Consider the following 18,368-nt stretch of genomic DNA (forward strand, 5'->3'; position numbering starts at 1 on the left):
CAAGGTCTGCAATCACATCCATACCCAGCACCATACGGGCCTGTGACCAGCGCAAACAAGCACTTGTGAGAAGACTCCCAAAACACCCACCGAAGGGAACCGCGGGCCCGTTCCCTGCGTCTAATACTGGTTAAGGGTTTTCCGCGCGCCAGGCGATGAGGAGGTTGCGCACGAGGCGCTCGCGCACGTCGGGAAACAGCGCCGTGAGGGTCGCGTCCATGGGGCGGGTGACCACGATGAGCTCGGAGGCGAGCTCGGTCGGCGTCTGGTCCGGCGCGATGAGCCCGTGGGGCGCGGCCTTGTCCAGCAGCACCTGCACGCGGGCGAAGAACTCGTCGCGGCGGCACTTCACGTCCGGCTCCACGCCGTCCGGCAGCTCGGACGCGAGCGCGCCGACGAGCATGCCCACCCCGTAGTCCACGAGCCGCCACACGAAGCGCTCCCAGCTGCCTTCGGGGTCGTCGTCGAAGGCGGCGAGGGTGTCGTCGAGAAACCCGTCCAGGTCCTCGATGAAGCGGAGCGCGCACGCCTGGCGCAGCTCCGCCCGCGACGGGAAGTGGCGGTAGAGGGTCGCAATGCCGACGCCAGCGTCCTTGGCCACGCCCTCGAGCGTTACCGCGGAGTTGGGGCGGGTGCGGAACTGCTCGGTGGCGGCGGTGATGATTTGGTCGCGTTTCGCGCGCGCATCTGATCGCACCTGCATCTCCTTCCCGCGCGATACGGTTTCGTCTTGACATCGCGCTACATGCGGAGCACCATAGCAGCAGTCTTAAGTGATAGCCAACCCTCCACTTGGAGTTTTTCAATGACACAAATTCTCAGCGCAACCGACCTTGTGCTGCGCAAAGGCGACGACCCGGTGAGCGTCGACGCCGGCGAGGGCTTCAACTTTCTGCGCGTCGGGCGCGAGTCAAGCGCCACGACGCTCGCGATGACCCTCGCCGGGCGCTACAAGCCGCACTCGGGCACGGTCGACGGCCCCGGCTTCAAAAAGACGGCGCTGGCCGGCGTGCACATGATCGATTCGCTCGACCGGCAGATCCCGCTGCGCGATTTGCTGCGCGAGCAGATCGCGTGGTCGCAGCCGTTTTTCAAGCCGACGCCGCGCCACCCGCTCGAGCACGACACCGTGGCGCGCTGGCTGGAGCCGCTGGGGCTCAAGGAGCTTGACAGCGCTACGTCGGTAGGCGAGCTCAACGTGCTCGACCGCTTCCGCTTCCGCATTCTGCTCGCGCTGGTGTCGCGGCCAAAGGCGGAGCTGCTCATCGTGGACGACGTGGACCAGATCCGCGACATGTCGCTGCGCGCGAAGCTGCTGGACAACCTGTACGCGGTCGCTGAGGAAGTGCCGGTGTTGGTGACGAGTGCGAACGAGGAGGACCGATGAGCGGACTGCACCTGGGATCGAATTTCCGCAAGTTTCTACACGGCAAGCTGCCGCCTCTGGCGCTGATTGCTATCACGCTGCTGCCGCTGCTGTTCGGCGGCCTGTTCGTGTGGAGTTATTGGGACCCGCTGGGCAACCTGAACAAGGTGCCGGTGGCGTTGGTGAACTCGGATGAGGGTGAGAATGGGCAGCAGGTCGTGGATACGCTGCTCGAGGAAAAGCCCATGAACTTCCAGGTGGTTTCCGCCGACGAGGCCCGGCAGGGCATCGTGGACGGCACCTACTACCTGGGCATGGAGATCCCGACCGACTTCACGGAGGCCGTGACCAGCGTGAAGGAGGACAACCCGCACCAGGCGAAGATCAACGTCACGCTGAATGAGACGAACGGCTTCATTCCGACGATGCTGGGCGGGCAGGCCTCGCGAGTGATTACGGATACCGTGTCCAACACGGTCGGATCGAAGGTGGTGGACCAGCTCTTCGTCGGCTTCAATACCATCAACGACGGCATGGGCCAGGCCGCCGACGGCGCGGGCCAGCTCAACGAGGGCGCGAAGAAGGCCGGCGAGGGCGGGCAGAAGCTTGACGACGGCGCCACGAAGCTGGACAACGGCATGCAAGAGTTCAACTCGAAGCTGCAGCAGATGCCCAGCGCCGCGCACCAGCTTGACGACGGCGTGACGCGCCTCCAGGACGGCGCCCAGCAGCTCAACACCGGCATCGGCACGGCGGCGGACGGCGCGAACCAGCTCTCCGAAGGCATGCTGACCCTGCAGGGCGGCACCGACAAGCTGGGCGCGGGCGCGTCGCAGGTTGCGGGCGGCGTGGACAAGATCGCGGGCGTGGCCGGCCAGCTCGGCGCGGCGCAGGCGGCGTTCGCGGACATCGACGCATCCCTGAACCAGGTCATCGCGGACCTGGACGCCTCGCCGATCCCGGGCACGGAGCAGATTGCGGCGCAGGCTCGCCAGACGCAGGCGCAGCTGCACGGCGGCCCGCTCGCCACGGCGATGAACTCGGACCTGGTGAGCCAGCTGCAGCTGCTGCAGAACGGCGCGCACCAGGTGGCCAACGAGCTGCAGGACCCGAACGCGCAGTACCGCGGCGGCGTGAACCGCGCCACCGACGCGGCCCAGCAGCTGGCGGCCGGCCTGGCCCGGCTGCAGGAGGGCTCCGGCACGCTCGTCGCCGGCGTGGCGCAGCTGAAGGACGGCACCTCGCAGCTAGTCGTGGCGGCGAACACGGCGTCGGACGCGTCGTCCAAGCTGGCCGACGGCTCCAACCAGCTCGTCGTGGGCCTCGGCGCGCTGAACGACGGCCTGGTGCAGCTCGATGACGGCACCGGCGAGCTCAGCGTCAAACTCCACGACGCGCAGGAGCAGGCGCCGACGTGGGAAGGCGAGCGTCTGAACAAGGCGGTCGACTCCGCCTCCAACCCGGTCGTGCTGAACCAGGCCGGCGACGAGCTGACGTTCTTTGGCAAGGGCCTCTCCCCGTTCTTCCTGTCGCTGTCCCTGTGGTTCGGCGGCCTGGTGCTGTACATGATCTTCGAGCCGATTTCGCGTCGCGCGATCGACTCGGGGGCGTCGCCAGTGCGCGTGGCGCTCAACACGCTGCTGCCGTCGTTCCTGGTCACCGGCGTGCAGTCGGTCTTCCTGTGGATCATGCAGGTGTTCATCCTGCGCGTCGAGCCGACGCACGCTGGCGTGATGCTGGCGGTGCTGGTGGGCGTGTCGTGGGTGTTCGTCTCCTTCATCTACATGCTCAACTGCATCTTTGGTAAGTCGATTGGCCGCCTGCTCACCATGGCGCTCATGTCGCTGCAGCTGGTGGCGTCGAACGGCCTGTACCCGCCCGAAGTGCAGCCGAAGTTCATCCAGTGGGTGCACAGCTGGGACCCGATGCGCTACTCGGTGGACCTCATGCGCTACGCCCTGTTCGGCACCGACGGCGGCGATCCTCGCATGATCCGCGCGACGCTGGTGCTGTTGGGCATCGCGGTAGGCTCGTGGGTGGTCGCCTGCCTGGGCCTGACCAGGCTGCGCCAGATCCCAGAGCGCGATCTGCACCCCGAGCTTTCGGTCTAAGACCGCGAGCCCTTGCCGGGAGCGGATTGTTGACGTATCATCTTGATGGTCGACATCCCACACGGAAGGACACATCATGTTCAACCCGCTCAACCTGCTCCCCGCTAACCAGAAGGCCGCCAAGGCCGCCAAGGCACAGAAGGCTGCGAAGTCAAAGACCCGCCTCGCCTCCGGCGCGCTGCGCGTGCCCACCGGCCTGTATATCCTGAACTCCGGCATCGGCAAGATTGGTGCCGACGAGGGCACCGCCGAGTTCCTCCACGGCATGGCCGTCACCGGTATCCCGGCGCTGAAGGACATGGACAAGGAAACCTTTGCCAAGTTCGTCGCCTACTCCGAGACCGGCATCGGCGCAGCGCTGCTCACCCCGTTCGTGTCCAACCGCCTCGCCGGTGCCGCGCTCGCGACGTTCGGCGCGGGCCTGCTCACCATGTACTTCGGCAACGACGCGATGACCGAGGACGACGGCATCCGCCCGTCCCAGGAGGGCCTCCCGCTGTCGAAGGACTCCTGGCTCGTAGCCATCGGCGCCGCGCTCATAGCTCTGCCGCGCAAGTAACGTCGCACGGGCGCAGGGTCGCGGCACTAAAATGTTTCGCGTGAAACGTCTCCCCGCCCTCGTCGCCACCGCTGCGCTCGTCGCTGCGGCTACCCCTTTTGCTTCCGCGCAGCCGCTGCGCCCGTTCGCGCCGAGTTGTACCCCGATCCACGTCGTCCAAGCGGCGGGATCGGGGTTTTCGCATTCCTGGGATCCGTCAGCCCGCGACACGCTTTTCGACGACAACTCCTCCCCCGCCGCCGACCTCACCGAACACTTCGGCGCGCGCACGGTGCGCAGCTACCAGGTCCGCTACCCCGCCTCGCTGGGCCGCTTCAGCGCGCTCGGCAGCGCCAGCGGCGGCATCGAGGGCACGGAGGCGGCGACCTACGGCGAGTCCGTCACGCAGGGCACGGACGACGCGGTGCGCGAGATGGAGACCGTGGCGAGCGCGTGCCCGCAGACCCGTTTCATCATGGTGGGCTACTCGCAGGGCGCCCACCTGATCGGCGACGCGGCGGCGCGGGCGGCGCACGGCCAGGTGCGCGGGGTGGGCCCGGAGCAGATTGCCGGGGTGGTGTTGTTTGCGGATCCGGGGCGGGCGAGCGTCGATAGGCAACGGGCCCTGCCGCCCGCCAAGCTATACGCGCCCGCGCCGAAGGGGGTGCTGGCGCGCGGCGGCGAGCTGATCAACGGTGGCGGGTCCGGGGTGATTCCGGAGCGCGTGGGCCTGGCCGGCGAGCGCGCGCTGAGCTTCGCCGGCCTGGAGGGCAAGGTGCTCTCGCTGTGCAACCCCGCCGATATGGCGTGCTCGACGGACCCGGATTCCGCGCTGCGCGACCTGGCGGATGTGGCGATGCGCGAGGAGGCCGTGGGCCCGCCGAACGCGGCGACCGGCGCGCACGTGCTGGAGTTTTCCCGCCGCATGGACGCGGGTATGCCGGTGCAGCAGGCGGTGCGGGAGTCGGGCCTTTCGCTTATCGACGCCCCCGCCGCCGCCCTCATACTCGGAGAGATCGCACTCTTCGCCCAGGCCACCGACCGCGCCACCCGGTCGGAGCAGGCGGCCACTCCGCCGGAGCAGCTCGTGGCGGTGACGCTGCTGTCGGCGCTGCCGAACCTGGCGAAGGAGGGCGTGACCTGGACGTACTTGCTGCCGGCCCTCGAGGGGCTACGCGGCGCGGTCGCGGCGGCGTCAGGTGGCGGTGCTGCGGGCGACGAGGCTGGCGACGGACCCGAGGCGTGGTTCGACGTGGCGCTAGAGACGATGCGGGCGACGCAAGCCACGGAGCGGTTCTACCTGCAGCTCGCTGGCGCCGGCGTTGTGCCGCGCGTGCCGACGCCGACGGAGCGCAGACAAGTCGCGGCCCATGGTGCGGTGACGCAGCTGATGGACCAGGTGGCAAGCGCCGCCGGGCTGCAGGCGGCGAGGCGCAATCCGGTGAACGCGAACCTTCTGGCGTCGGCAAGCCAGGCCGGCGACTTCGGACCGCGCCACATGTCGTACTACAAGCTCGGGTACACCGATAGCGCGGGCGGGTTCAACGTGGACGGGCAGACCGGGTACGACTACGCCGTCGACTGGCTCGACGACGTAGTCCGCGGAGTGCTGCGGGAGCAGTAGCCGGCATACGAAAAACCGCCCGTGCGGGCCGTGGACCCCTCAGCGGGGCCCAACCAACACGGGCGGTTACCGGAGCTACAAACTACTTCTCAGCAGCCGCAGCCTCCTCAGACTTCGGAGCCTCAGACTCCTCCGACTTCGGAGCCTCAGCCGGCTTCCCAGAGGAACCATAACGCAGAGTGTCATTATCCGTCGCCTCACCTAACTGGTACGACGACGTCGACTCCTCCTGACCACAAGCACGCAACACCGCATCACCAATCAACAAACCAGCAGTAATCACGCCAAGCGCACCAGCAGCCACACCAATCATCTGCGAATTCTCAACCGAGAACGCACCCTGCACACCAGCAGCACGCGACGCACGATCACGATCATAAATACCCAGACCCTGCTGAATACGATCATTCGCATCCTGGATCGCCGCATTCAACTGACCACGCAGACCCTCAAGACCCGGAATGTTCACCTGAGACAGCACACCCAACGGAATCAGCAGCAACAACGGCGAAGCCAAACCAACCAACGAAGCAATACACTTCGGATCAGACGACCCAACATTCACATCACCCTTGCCGTTGCCACCGTTGGCACCTGCGTCGGCGTCAACGTTGACCTGGACGTCGACCTCCATGGGCTTCTTGCCCTGGACGCCGCCAGCCAGCGGAATGAAGATGACCTTGTTGTTGCCGTTCGGGTTCTTCGGGGTCAGGACGACGTTGCCGTCCTTATCCGTCTCCTGATCGACCAGCTCGGCACCCTCGAGGACAGCGATGGAGCCGTCCTCCTTCTCGAACTTGATGGTGACCTTGCCGGTCTTCTCATCGCGATCGATCTTGACGCCGAGGTCCTTGTTCTCGCCCAGGATGGCGCCGTTTTCAACCTTGGAGCCGGACGGGACGATCAGAGAGCTGATCTTGCGGACGACGTTGCCGTCCTTGTCGTACTCCTCGGTGACGACGGTCTTGCCCTCGGTGCCGGACTTCGGGGTCACGGAGAAGGTGCCGTCGTTGTTCGACTTCGCATCCACGAACTCGGTGCCCGAGACGACCTTGAAGGAGTTGCCCTTGGTCATCGGCTTATCGGTCCTGGTGGAGCCCATGACGATGTAGTCGCGGACCTCGCGGCTGCCGGTGGACTTACCCTCGACGATCTTGAGGTTGTAGGTGTTGATGACGTTGCCGTCAGCGTCCCACTCCTCGATCGTGGCGGTCTTGCCCGCAGCGCTTGCCTTCGGCTTGGCGATCCACTGGTTGCCGTCGTTGGTCGGGTTCTCGAAGTAGTCCTCGCCGTCGATGACGACGAACTTGTTGGACTTCTCAACCAGGGTTGCGCGGAACTCCGAGTTGGTGGAGATCTGGTAGTTGTAGACGCGCGCGCCCTCAGCCTCACCGATGTTGAGCTTGTAAGTGGCGTAGACGCCACGCTTGTCGCTCACGGTGATGGTGACGACACCGGTCTTGCCGGCGCGGCCGGTGACAACGAACTGGCCGTTCTCTTCCTTCACGCGGACGAGGTCGTTGCCGTCGACATCGTTGCCCTCGGCGTCCTTGGCGGAGACGATCTTGTAGGTGTCGCCCTCGTCCTTGCTGATACGCGCCGTACCGGTCCAGGTCATGTTCTTCTCGGTGACCTCGCCCTTGTTGGCACCACGGCCCGGGGTGATGTGCAGCGTGTAGCGCTCGAAGACGTACCCGTCGTCGGTCTTGTTCTCGATGACGACGTCGCCGTTCGCGTCACCCTTCGGGGTGATCTTGATCTTGGACTCGCCGGCGGTCGGAACGGACTCGAGCAGGTCCTCACCCTCGACGACGCTGAGCTTGGTGCCCTGCAGGTCGATCTCGTTCTCAGAGGTGATGGTGTACTCAGCCTCACGCGGCTGGTACGGCTTCACGGTGTAGGTGTACTCAACGAGCGGAATAGCGTTTTCATCGACCTGGTCCTCGCCGTAATCGAGGAACTCGGTGACCTTAAACTTGCCGTCTGCGCCCGGCTTGAAGTGGAGCTCCAGATCCTCTTCCAGCTTCTTGCCGTCGTAGTCCTCCGAGTTCTGAAGGAGGTCGCTCAGCGAGCTGCCGTCAAGCGCTTCGACCTTGAACCAGTGGCCGCTATCCTGCGCGCCAAGGTGGAAGTTCGCAGTTGCGCGGTCAACGATCTCTCGCTCGCGAGTTGCAGGCTCCGTCGGAACCTCGAACGACTGCGGCTTGATGTTAATCGTGACGACGCCCACGAGCTGGCCGTTCGCGTCCTTGACGTGGACAACAGCCTTGCCACCCTTGGTACGCAGATCATCGTTGTCCTGCTTCGGGGTGACGGTCCAGGTCTTGTCGGTCTCGGTGAGATCGACGAGATCCTCGCCTTCAACGACCTTGGCCTCGTAACCGTCCTTGCGCTGAACGTCGACGTTGCCGTCGAAGTTGATGTCGTGCTCGATGACCTTCGGGCCACCGTTCGGGTCCGGGACAACCTTGAAGTCGAAGTTGTACTCAATGCCCTCTTCGTCGGTGAAGACAACGTGCGCCTCGCCCTCGGTGACGCCGTCCTTCGGAACGATCTTCCAGACCTTGTCGCCGTTGACCTCAGCCTCTTCGACGGTGATGACGTCCTTGCCCTCGGTGATCTCTGCCTTGCCGCCGCGGTGCTCAACGAAGCCCACGGAGGTGTTCAGGATCTCGCGGGAGACGTTGTACTGCGACTCCTTGTTCTCGATCGTGATCACGTTCTCGCGGGTGTTGCCCTGCTTGTCGGTGATCTCGACGATGACCTCGCCCTTGGTCACACCGTCCTTCGGGGTGACCTTGAGGTGGCCCTGACCGTCGTCCTTCACGACCGCAATGTCGCCGCCCTTGACGGTTTTGTGCGTCTCGCCCTCGTCGATGTTGATGAGCTTGAAGCGATCGCCGTTGCCACCGGTGTTGATGTTGTAGAAGAAGTTGTTCACCTTGACGTGGGTGGACTCATCTACGTTGACGGTGTTGTTGATGGTCAGGCGGTAGACGTGCTCGTTGCCGTCGGAGTCGGTCACGACGATGGTGACCTTGCCCTCGCCCTTGAAGCCCGGGCGCGGCGTGACAACGAGCTTGCCGTCCTCGTTACGCTCGACGATGACGTACTCGGAGCCCTCGGTGACCTCGAAGGTCCAGGAATCCTTAATGCGCTTGTCCAGGTCGATGACCTTGGACTGCTCTTCCTTGGTGAAGCCAGCGAACTGGTAGTACTCGTAGACCTCGCGGACCTTCTCGTACACCTTCTCGGTGTAGTAGTGGTCGTTCTGGCTGATGGTCTTAGTAACGGTGGTCGGCTCGCCAGTGACGGTGGTGACGACCTCGCCGGTACGGCCCGGAACCGTAGTCTTCACGGTAGAGACCGGGGTGACCACGGAAGTCTTGGTGACCGGCTGTGCCGGGACCGTCTTGGTGACGGTCTCCTCGGTGATGGTCTGGGTCTCGGTGGCGACCGTGGACGGGATCGTCTCGGTGACGATCTCCGGCTCCGGCGTCTTCTTCACGGTCTTGGTGACCGGGGTGCCGTTCTCGGTGGTCGTGACAACCTCGGTCTCTACCGGCTTGGTGTTGGTCACGGTGGTGACGCGCTCCGGGCGAGTGGTGGTCACCGTGGAGGTGATCGGCTCGCGGCTGCGGCGCTCGGTGGTCACGGTTGCCGGAGCGGTCTCGGTCACCGTGGTGGTGTACGGGTTGCCTGCCGGGACGGTCGTGGTGGCCTCGTGATCCGGCTCGTTCACCGTGGTGGTGACGGTCGAGCGCGGGGTCGTGGTCTCCTCAACCTCGGTCTCGAAGTTGTAGTCCGGCTTGTCCGGGTAGATGTCCAGACCCGGCTGGTGAACCGTGATGATTCGCTGGAAGGTCTTCGACTGCTTCGGGTTCAGGTTCAGGTTGTAGTTCTTGGGGACCAGCACCGTGACGAACTCGCCCGGCTTGACGGTCTGCTTGATCTTTGCCAGCTTGCTCTCGTCCGGGTTGAGGACGTAGTTGGCCTCGTGGTTGGGGTTTCCAGCCGGAAGGGTCTGGTGCACGATGCTGAAACCGGTAAGGCTGTAGAACAACGTGGAATCCTGCTGCTGGATGTTGCCGCGGACGTCGTTGAGCACACCGAGGTTGTTGGCCAGGAGCGCCTGCAGGAAGGTGTTCTTCTTCTCCAGCATGGGCAGCACCGAAGCATCGCCGTTCATGTACTTGTCGTAATCCGCGAGCATGGACTTGGTCAGGTTAATCGCGGCGATACGGACGTTCTCGTCGATGGCCATGCCATCGCCGACGCGGCCGGAGGTACCGGTGAGCTTACGTACGTCGTAGCCGCCGACCTTGTTGTTCCACGGGTTGTCGATGCCCCAGTCGATGCACCAGCCCGGGCCATACTCAGTAGGCAGGGTCTGGGTGCTGTTGTCGTACCCAGTGTGAATCTGGGCGAGCTTCTTCTGCTCGGCGATCAGCTCCTGCAGCTGCGCCTCGTCCAGCTTCTGGTATGCGTCAACGACCAGCTGGTCTGCAGACGCGTTGGTAGCAATGACGGCGGTGGTACCGGTGGCGAGGACGCCGGAGATAAGCGCGGCCATGACGCGCTTCTTAAGATGTGCGTTTTGCAACGGCTCAATCCTTAAAAACTTGACGGAGATATTCGAAGCAGCCTGGAGATCTCCTGAACACGGATCTTCACACTGACAGACTTTCATTCAATCACAACAATTTCGTGGAAAGTAGTCCACTATCACCACAGACACCGCGAAAACCCCACCACAACACGCACAGCCACACCCAAGCGAACGCAGAAACGCGTTGACCTCGAGATTTACTACCTGACAAAACCCCAAAAAAGTTTGCGTGATATACACCACATTTCCGCCCCACCCCCGCCGATAGGCGCAAACCCCACCCAAAAACTTAAAATCAGCACAGAAAGCGGCCACATACGGGCCACGTCAGGAGGGGCTCGGGACCGCATTGGGGCCTCGTTCCCGCTCCCGTTTTGCTCATAAAAGTAAAAAAGGGGCTCCAGGGTGGTTCGGAACGGCCTCCGCGCCACCCTGGCCCCTTCACGTAACGATACTACGCGACTTGTTCACCGTCGACATCTTGAAGCGCAGTGCCATGACAGAACCGCCCGTGCGGGCCGTGGACCCCTCAGCGGGCCCCAACCAACACGGGCGGTTATCGGTGCTACAAACTACTTCTCAGCAGCCTCAGCATCCTCCGGCTTCGCAGCCTCGGACTCCTCGGACTTCGGAGCCTCAGCCGGCTTACCAGACGAACCATAACGCAGCGTGTCATTATCCGTCGCCTCACCCAACTGGTACGACGACGTCGACTCCTCCTGACCACAAGCACGCAACACCGCATCACCAATCAACAGACCAGCAGTAATCACGCCCAGCGCACCAGCAGCCACACCAATCATCTGCGAATTCTCAACCGAGAACGCACCCTGCACACCAGCAGCACGCGACGCACGATCATGATCATAAATACCCAGACCCTGCTGAATACGATTATTCGCATCCTGAATCGCAGCATTCAACTGACCACGCAGACCCTCAAGACCCGGAATGTTCACCTGGGACAGGATGCCCAACGGAATCAGCAGCAACAACGGCGAAGCCAAACCAACCAACGAAGCAATACACTTCGGATCAGACGAACCAACATTCACATCACCCTTGCCAGCGCCAGCATTGGCGTTGCTCTGGGCATCAACGTTGACGTTGATCTTGATGGTGCCGCCCTCGTCAACAACGCCGTTGCCCACCGGGGTCACGTGGATCTCAGTGGTGCCGCCCGGGATAGCGCCCGGCTCGATGGTGTGGGTGCCATCGCCGTTGTCCTTGATCTTGTCCGGGTCGATCTGGGTGCACTTGCCAACCTTGTCGCAGCCCTCGACGATGAAGTCACCTTCGCCCTCGACAACGATGGTGATGGAACCATCGGAGCCGCGGCCGGTGTTCTCGTTCCAGGTGATCTCCGGAGCCGGGATGGAGGAACCACCGGAGGTCTCCGGGATCTCGGCCTCGATGATGCGGACCGGGTTGCCGTTGCTGTCGCGCTCCTCGATGAGGACGGTGCCCGACTTGTTCGGCAGTGCCTTGATGTTGATGTTGCCTGCCTTGTCCGGCTCCGGGTTCTCAATCAGGTCGTAGCCACGAACCACGGTGAAGGTGTTGCCCTTGCCCGGGTTCACCTTGGTCTCGATGTCACGGTCCAGGACGCGGCGCTCCTCGCGGAAGGAGAGCTCGCTGCCCTGGCCGGTGATCTCGATGTTGTGGCGGTTGACAATCTCACCCTTCTTGTTGGTCTCCACAACAACCACGTGGTTGCCGGAGGTTCCTTCCTTCGGGGTGAGGACCCACTGGCCGTCCTTCTCGGTGACGTGAACGAACTTTTCGCCCTTGACCACCTTGTAGGTGTTCTCGTTGCGGATGGTCACGGTGAAGTGGCCCAGCTCGGAGACCTTGAAGGAGCTCTCGCCGTTGGAGCCGTTGACCGCACCATTACCGGAGACCGGGGTGATGATCAGGGTGTAGCGTTCCTTGGCGCCGTTAGGCTTAGTGAACTCGACGACGGCCTTGCCCTCGGCGCCCTCGACCGGGTTGACGGTGATCTGGTCGCCGTTCTCGGTGACCTTGATAAGGTCCTTGCCCTCAACAACCTCGTAGGAGGAGCCCTCCGGCGCGGTGAGCTTCAGCTCGGAACGGTCGGTGATCTCGTAGTTGTACTCGCGCGGAGCAACCGGGGAGACGTTGAGAATCCAGCGCTGGATCGGCAGGTCGCGGGAGTTGCGCAGCTCGATGACAACCTGGCCCTCAGCGTCCGGCTTGAAGTCGGTCGTGTACTGGCCGTCCTTGTCGTTGGGCAGGGTGTTGAGCAGGTTCTCGCCGGAGACCACGACCAGGCGCTGCAGGTCGGAATCACGGGTGATGTTGATCTGGGAAGTCGCCTTGACGTCCTGCTTAGCTTCCTTGACCTCGCTCGGCGTCACCGTGATGGTGTAGCGGACCACGACCTCGTCGCCGAGGCGCTCCTCAACCACGACGGTGCCCTCGAAGCCCGGCTTCGGCATGACACGGGTGATCTCCTTGCCGTCCTTCTCCACCACCGCGGTGGTGACGTTGTCAGCACCCTCCGTGACCACAATCTCGTGGTCCTCGGCACCCTTGGTGATCTCTACGGTCTGGCGGTCCTTGATCTCACGCTCGACCTCCTGGGTCTCCACCTTGGTGCGGTCGCCCGCAATGATGGTGTAGACGCCAACCAGGATGCGCTGGCCGTCGACAATCTCGTAGAGGTTGGCAACGATGACGCCCTCGCCGGAAGCCTGGATCTTGTTGGTGTCACCGGTCAGCTTGACGGTGTCGCCCTCGACGGCCTTGCCGTTGACGGTGGCGATGTCCTGGCCCTGCTTGAACTCCAGCTCGTACTCGCCGTCGGCGGTGTCGAGCTCAGCAGCCTCGTCGGTGTTCGGCTGGATGTTTGCGGTCTCGACGTCGACAAGCACGTTGGTGCCCTGGCGGACGTCCAGGGTGAACTGGTAGTCGTCGCCCTTCTCGTCCTTGGCGGTGATGACCACCTTGCCGGTCTTGTCGGCCTTCGGGGTCAGGACCCAGTTGCCGTCCTTGTCCTTCTCCAGGGACTCGACGATGTCTTCGCCCTCTACAACCTTCGGCTCGCCGGCAATGTTGTCCAGCTCGAGGACGTAGTTGTTGGAGTTACCAATCACTCGGTGCTGGTCGTACTTGCTGTCCGCAGCGATGTTGATGATGTAGTTGTTCTCATTGCGCGGAGCCTCGCCCGGCTCGTGAACCGAGATCTTGGCGGTAGCGCTGAGGACACCATCGTTGGGCTTGACGGTGATCTTGCCGTCCTTCTCGCTGGTGGTGATGTAGTTACCACCCTCGGTGATCTCCCACTCCCAGCCCTGCGGGACTTGGATGGTCTGGGTGTGGCCGGCGATGGAGACGTTGAAGTAGTGGTTGTTCACCACAACGTCGGTGGTCTCGATCTTCTTCTCGGCCTTGTTGATCACGTGGATGGTGTACTCGTGGCGGTTGCCCTCACCATCGACGACGACGATGCGCACATCGCCCTCGCCCTCCTTGACCGGGGTGATGTCCAGGCTCTTGCCGTCCTTGGACTTGGTCACCTTGACCAGGCCGTTAGAGTCGTCGACAAAGTCGATCTTCCAGTTGGTCAGCTTCTCCACCGGGATGACTCGGGTGTCCTTCTTCTGGGAGAAGTTGAAGGCGTACTTGTAGGAGCGGAAGAAGCGCTCGACCTCGATGGTCTTCTCGCTCGTCTGGTGCGTCTCGTTCTTCACCGTCGTGGTTGCGGTGACGGTGGACGGCTCGGCTGTGACGGTCTTGGTAGAGGTCGTCGCCGGGCGGGTCTGCGTCTCGGTGACGTACTTCGGCTCAGCCGTGACGGTTGCAACCTCGGTCTTCGCGTCGCCGGTTGCCGTTGCGGTGGCGGTGGCCTTCTCGGTCACGGTCTTCACCACCGGGGTGCCCTTGCGCACGGTGACGGTGCGCTGCGGCAGCGTGGTGGTCTCGGTGACAGTCTCGGTGTCCTCGCGCTCAACCTCGGTCACCGTGGTCCTCGGGGTGACGTTCTCGGTCTCGGTGCGGGTCGGCTCGACCGTCTTGGTCACCTCAGCCTGCGGCTGCTCCCACTCGGTGACGGTGGAGGTCGGGGTGACGGTCTTGCGTGCGGTCTCGGTGACCGGCTGCTCAGTAACCGTCTTGGTGTAAGTGTTGCCCGGGATGGTCTCGGTCTTGGTCACCACCTCAGGGGTCTCGGTAACGGTGGTGGTCTTCACCGTCACATTCGGGCCCTTCGGGTTCGGTTCGTAGCCAACCAGGCCCGGCTGACCGATGGTGATGAGGCGCTGGGTTGTGCCTTCCTTACCAAGCTCGTCGCTGATGTTGTAGTCGCGCGGGACCAGAACGGTGACGTACTCGCCGTCCTTGACATTGCTGGTCGCTTCCTGGAAGGAGGCGCTCTTGCGCAGGATGTACTGGGACTGGCCGGAAACAGCGCCGCTCTGCTTGCGCACCTCAAAGCCGGTCCACTGTGCGAACTCCTCTTTGGAGATCTTGGGGAAGCCGCCGGTGGTCTCCTTGTAGTCACCGTAGATGTAGCCGCGCTGCAGGTTCAGCGTCTCCTTGTGGTTGGACAGGAGTGCCTGCAGGGCGAAGTTCAGCTTCGCGGCCTGCTCCATGTCGCCCCTGTTAAACGCGTCAAGCATGCGCTTGGTGCCGGCGATGGCGGCGCGCTCGATGTCCGGGTTGATCTCCAGGTTGCCGCCCTGCTCACCGTTGTAGCCGTACAGGCCGGAAACGCCGTCGAGCTTGCGCACCACGTAGGGCGAATCCTGCTGCGGAGCGGGCTGCGCAAAGTCGATGCACCAGCCGGGGCCGAAGTTGTTGGCGTACATCAGGTGCGCCTGATTAAACGCACCCTGCTGGTAGCCGATGTTGGAGTTGAACTTCACAGCTGCCTGCTGCTCATCTGCAGGAAGCTGGGAATACTTGCTCGTAACAGCAATGTCTGCGTGCGCGGACGGGGTAGCAACAACAGTTCCACTAGCGACGACGGCGGTGGAGATAAGCGCGGCCATGACGCGCTTCTTAAGATGTGCGTTTTGCAACGGCTCAATCCTTAAAAACTTGACGGAGATATTCGAAGCAGCCTGGAGATCTCCTGAACACGGATCTTCACACTGACAGACTTTCATTCAATCACAACAATTTCGTGGAAAGTAGTCCACTATCACCACAGACACCGCGAAAACCCCACCACAACACGCACAGCCACACCCAAGCCAACGCAGCAACGCGTTGACCTCGACATTTACAACCTGACAAAACCCCAAAAAAGTTTGCGTGATATACAACACATTTCCGCCCCACCCCCGCCGATAGGCGCAAACCCCACCCAAAAACTTAAAATCAGCACAGAAACAACCCGAAACACCTGCGGTTCCGGGCCTGGAAGCAAGCAGGGCCGGGGAAAACAGAAAACCCTGTACCGCGCACGGTACAGGGTTTGTCCTGTGGAGCATAGGAGAATCGAACTCCTGACATCCTGCTTGCAAAGCAGGTGCTCTACCAACTGAGCTAATGCCCCATTGCCGAGACTCTATATATTATAGCGTCCCAGTGGGCCTAGCAGGAATCGAACCTGCGACCTCATCGTTATCAGCGATGCGCTCTAACCGACTGAGCTATAGGCCCTGGCAACGGATAAGAATATTACGCACCGTCGCCATAACCACCAAATCAGCTGGTGGGGGCGGGTTTTTGGGGCGGTTACGTGGCGTCGATAAGCACCCCAAAGCCCCGCCGAACCTACCGTGCGCGGTTGGACATGGTGTAGGTGACGCCGCCAACCAGATCCGCGATGCTGTTGTAGATCACCACGGTTAGCGGCGCCATGATCGCGGTGAACACCACGCCGATCAGGCCCAGCAGGCCCGCGGCGGAGAGCACGATGGTCATGTCGATGGCCTGGTCGCCGCCGACGCCGCCGATCAGCGAGTTCACCGACTCGATCACGCCAGCCTGCTCGAGGCCGAAGTAGACGATCGTGATGCCCAGCATCCACGCGACGAACCCGATCAGCGCCAGAATCGTCGCCACCTTGAACACGGAACCCGCGCCGACGTTGCGGATGGTTACCTTGCGTGCGGCCATCGCCTACTCCTCACCCTCGGCGTCGTCGGGGGCCCCGCTTATCGACGATTGCGTCGCCTCCTGGGCCTCTTCAAGGGTTTTCTCGCCCTTCGCCACCGCGGTGGCCTCCTCCTCGCCGGAGTCCTCGACGTTCTTGTCGATGGCCAGCAGCTCGACGTCGTCGCCAAGATCCACCAGGCGCACGCCCATGGTGGCGCGCGAGGACGGGCGGATCTGGGTGACCTCGGTGCGGATCACGCCGCCCGCGGAGGTGATGGCAAAGATCTGGTCGTCCTCGTCCACCGCCAGCGCGCCGATGAGCTTGCCGCGCTTCGGGGTGTACTTGAACGTCATCACGCCCATGCCGCCGCGGCCCTGCTGGTTGTACTCCTCGATGGCGGTGCGCTTGCCGTAGCCGCCGCTGGTGGCCACGAGCAGGAACTCGCCGTCCTGCACCACCGTCATGGCGAGCAGCTGGTCGTCGCCGCGGAAGCGCATACCCTTCACGCCGGCGGTGGCGCGGCCCATCGGCCGCAGCTGATCATCATCCGCCGGGAAGCGGATGGCCTGGCCCTGCTCGGAGACGAGCAGGAGGTCGTCGTCGTTCTGCGTCAGCGCGGCGCCGATCAGTGCGTCGCCCTCGTTGAGGTTGATGGCGATGAGGCCGGCGGAGCGCGCGGACTCGTAGTCCGTGAGGCGGGACTTCTTCACGCGACCGTCGCGGGTAGCCAGGACCAGGTACGGGGCGTCCTCGTAGGACTGGATCTGGATGATCTGGGCGATCTTCTCCTCCGGCTGGAACTCCAGCAGGTTGGCCACGTGCTGGCCGCGGGCGGTGCGGCCAGCCTCCGGCAGCTCGTACGCCTTGAGGCGGTAGACGCGGCCGAAGTTGGTGAAGAAGAGGATCCAGTCGTGCGTGGAGCAGATGAAGAAGTGCTTGACCACGTCGTCCTGCTTCAGCTCCGCGCCACGCACGCCCTTGCCGCCGCGCTTCTGGCTCTTGTAGGCGTCCACCTTCGTGCGCTTGGCGTAGCCGGTGGAGGTGATGGTGACCACCACGTTCTCGCGGGCGATGAGGTCCTCCTCCGTGACGTCGCCGGTGGCGGCCACGATGCGGGTGCGGCGCTCGTCGCCGAACTTGTCCACGATCTCCTTGAGCTCCGTCGCCACGATCTCGCGCTGGCGCTCCGGCTTGGCCAGGATGTCCTTGTAGTCCGCGATCAGGCGCTCGATCTCCGCCAGGTCGTCCACGATCTTCTGGCGCTCCAGAGCGGCCAGGCGGCGCAGCTGCATGGCGAGGATTTCGTTGGCCTGGATCTCGTCGACGTCGAGAAGCTTCATGAGGCCCTGGCGCGCATCGTCCACCGTCGGGCTGCGACGGATGAGCGCGATGACCTCGTCCAACGCGTCGAGGGCCTTGACCAGGCCGCGCAGGATGTGGGCGCGCTTCTCGGCCTCGTCGAGGCGGTACTGGGTGCGCCTGACGATGACCTCGATCTGGTGCTTCACGTAGTAGCGCAGCATCTGGTCCAGGCGCAGGGTGCGCGGCACGCCGTCCACGATGGAGAGCATGTTGGCGGAGAAGTTCGTCTCCAGCTGCGAGTGCTTGTACAGGTTGTTCAGCACCACGCGAGGCACAGCGTCGCGCTTCAGCTTCACGACGATGCGCATACCGATGCGGTCCGAAGACTCATCATCAATGTCGGCAATACCGGCCATCTTGCCCGCATTCACCTGATCCGCAATGTTGTGGATGAAGTTGTCCGGGTTGACCTGGTACGGCAGCTCCGTGATCACGATGACCTGGCGGTTGCCCACCTCCTCGACCTCGGTCACGCCGCGCATGCGGATCGAGCCGCGGCCCGTGGTGTAGGCCTCCTTGATGCCCTTGTCGCCCACAATCAGGCCGGAGGTGGGGAAATCTGGGCCCTTCACGCGCTCCAGCACCGCGTCGAGCGTCGCCTTCTCGTCCGCGTCGTGGTTGTCCAGGATCCAGTAGATGGCCTCCGCCAGCTCGTTGCGGTTGTGCGGCGGGATGTTGGTGGCCATACCGA

At 63.3% G+C, this 18,368-nt stretch carries 9 protein-coding genes and 2 tRNA genes; 4 read left to right on the forward strand and 7 right to left on the reverse strand.

Annotated elements, in window-relative coordinates; genetic code table 11:
- Nucleotides 1-130: 130 nt before the first annotated feature.
- Nucleotides 131-697 (reverse strand): TetR/AcrR family transcriptional regulator, encoded by a 567-nt coding sequence (locus EAW56_RS09900; protein WP_095537854.1) that lies wholly within the window; start codon nucleotides 695-697, stop codon nucleotides 131-133.
- A gap of 108 nt (nucleotides 698-805) precedes the next feature.
- Here EAW56_RS09900 and EAW56_RS09905 point away from each other — a divergent pair, with 108 nt between their 5' ends.
- The 4 genes from EAW56_RS09905 to EAW56_RS09920 all read left to right on the forward strand — a co-directional run bounded on the left by EAW56_RS09905 (nucleotide 806) and on the right by EAW56_RS09920 (nucleotide 5,639).
- The gene (locus tag EAW56_RS09905; RefSeq protein ID WP_122086361.1) at nucleotides 806-1,387 is read left to right on the forward strand and encodes a hypothetical protein; all 582 of its coding nucleotides are present in this window, start codon (nucleotides 806-808) and stop codon (nucleotides 1,385-1,387) included.
- The gene (locus EAW56_RS09910) at nucleotides 1,384-3,477 is read left to right on the forward strand and encodes a YhgE/Pip domain-containing protein (RefSeq protein ID WP_122086363.1); all 2,094 of its coding nucleotides are present in this window, start codon (nucleotides 1,384-1,386) and stop codon (nucleotides 3,475-3,477) included. The genes EAW56_RS09905 and EAW56_RS09910 overlap by 4 nt, the downstream gene beginning before the upstream one ends.
- A 76-nt stretch (nucleotides 3,478-3,553) precedes the next feature.
- Complete coding sequence (locus tag EAW56_RS09915) at nucleotides 3,554-4,036, forward strand: hypothetical protein (protein ID WP_244213405.1); 483 nt, start codon at nucleotides 3,554-3,556, stop codon at nucleotides 4,034-4,036.
- Nucleotides 4,037-4,076: 40 nt separating this feature from the next.
- Nucleotides 4,077-5,639 (forward strand): cutinase family protein, encoded by a 1,563-nt coding sequence (locus EAW56_RS09920; protein ID WP_167457424.1) that lies wholly within the window; start codon nucleotides 4,077-4,079, stop codon nucleotides 5,637-5,639.
- An 82-nt stretch (nucleotides 5,640-5,721) separates the two neighbouring features.
- Here EAW56_RS09920 and EAW56_RS09925 read toward each other — a convergent pair whose 3' ends face one another.
- The 6 genes from EAW56_RS09925 to EAW56_RS09950 form a co-directional block, all read right to left on the reverse strand.
- Nucleotides 5,722-10,242, reverse strand: coding sequence for a hypothetical protein (locus EAW56_RS09925; protein WP_147453279.1), 4,521 nt, complete (start codon nucleotides 10,240-10,242; stop codon nucleotides 5,722-5,724).
- Between the two features lie 578 nt (nucleotides 10,243-10,820).
- A complete protein-coding gene (locus EAW56_RS09930) occupies nucleotides 10,821-15,290 on the reverse strand; it encodes a hypothetical protein (protein ID WP_147453280.1) in 4,470 nt (1,489 codons plus the stop codon).
- A gap of 406 nt (nucleotides 15,291-15,696) precedes the next feature.
- Nucleotides 15,697-15,769: transfer RNA gene (locus tag EAW56_RS09935), tRNA-Ala, on the reverse strand.
- A gap of 33 nt (nucleotides 15,770-15,802) precedes the next feature.
- A tRNA-Ile gene (locus EAW56_RS09940) sits at nucleotides 15,803-15,876 on the reverse strand.
- 114 nt (nucleotides 15,877-15,990) lie between these two features.
- The gene (locus EAW56_RS09945) at nucleotides 15,991-16,335 is read right to left on the reverse strand and encodes a DUF3566 domain-containing protein (RefSeq protein ID WP_095278682.1); all 345 of its coding nucleotides are present in this window, start codon (nucleotides 16,333-16,335) and stop codon (nucleotides 15,991-15,993) included.
- 3 nt (nucleotides 16,336-16,338) lie between these two features.
- Nucleotides 16,339-18,368: DNA gyrase C-terminal beta-propeller domain-containing protein (locus tag EAW56_RS09950; RefSeq protein WP_122086371.1), on the reverse strand; the 2,030-nt coding region annotated here is incomplete at its 5' end.

It is taken from the genome of Corynebacterium gottingense (assembly GCF_003693265.1).
Classification (GTDB): Bacteria; Actinomycetota; Actinomycetes; order Mycobacteriales; family Mycobacteriaceae; genus Corynebacterium; species Corynebacterium gottingense.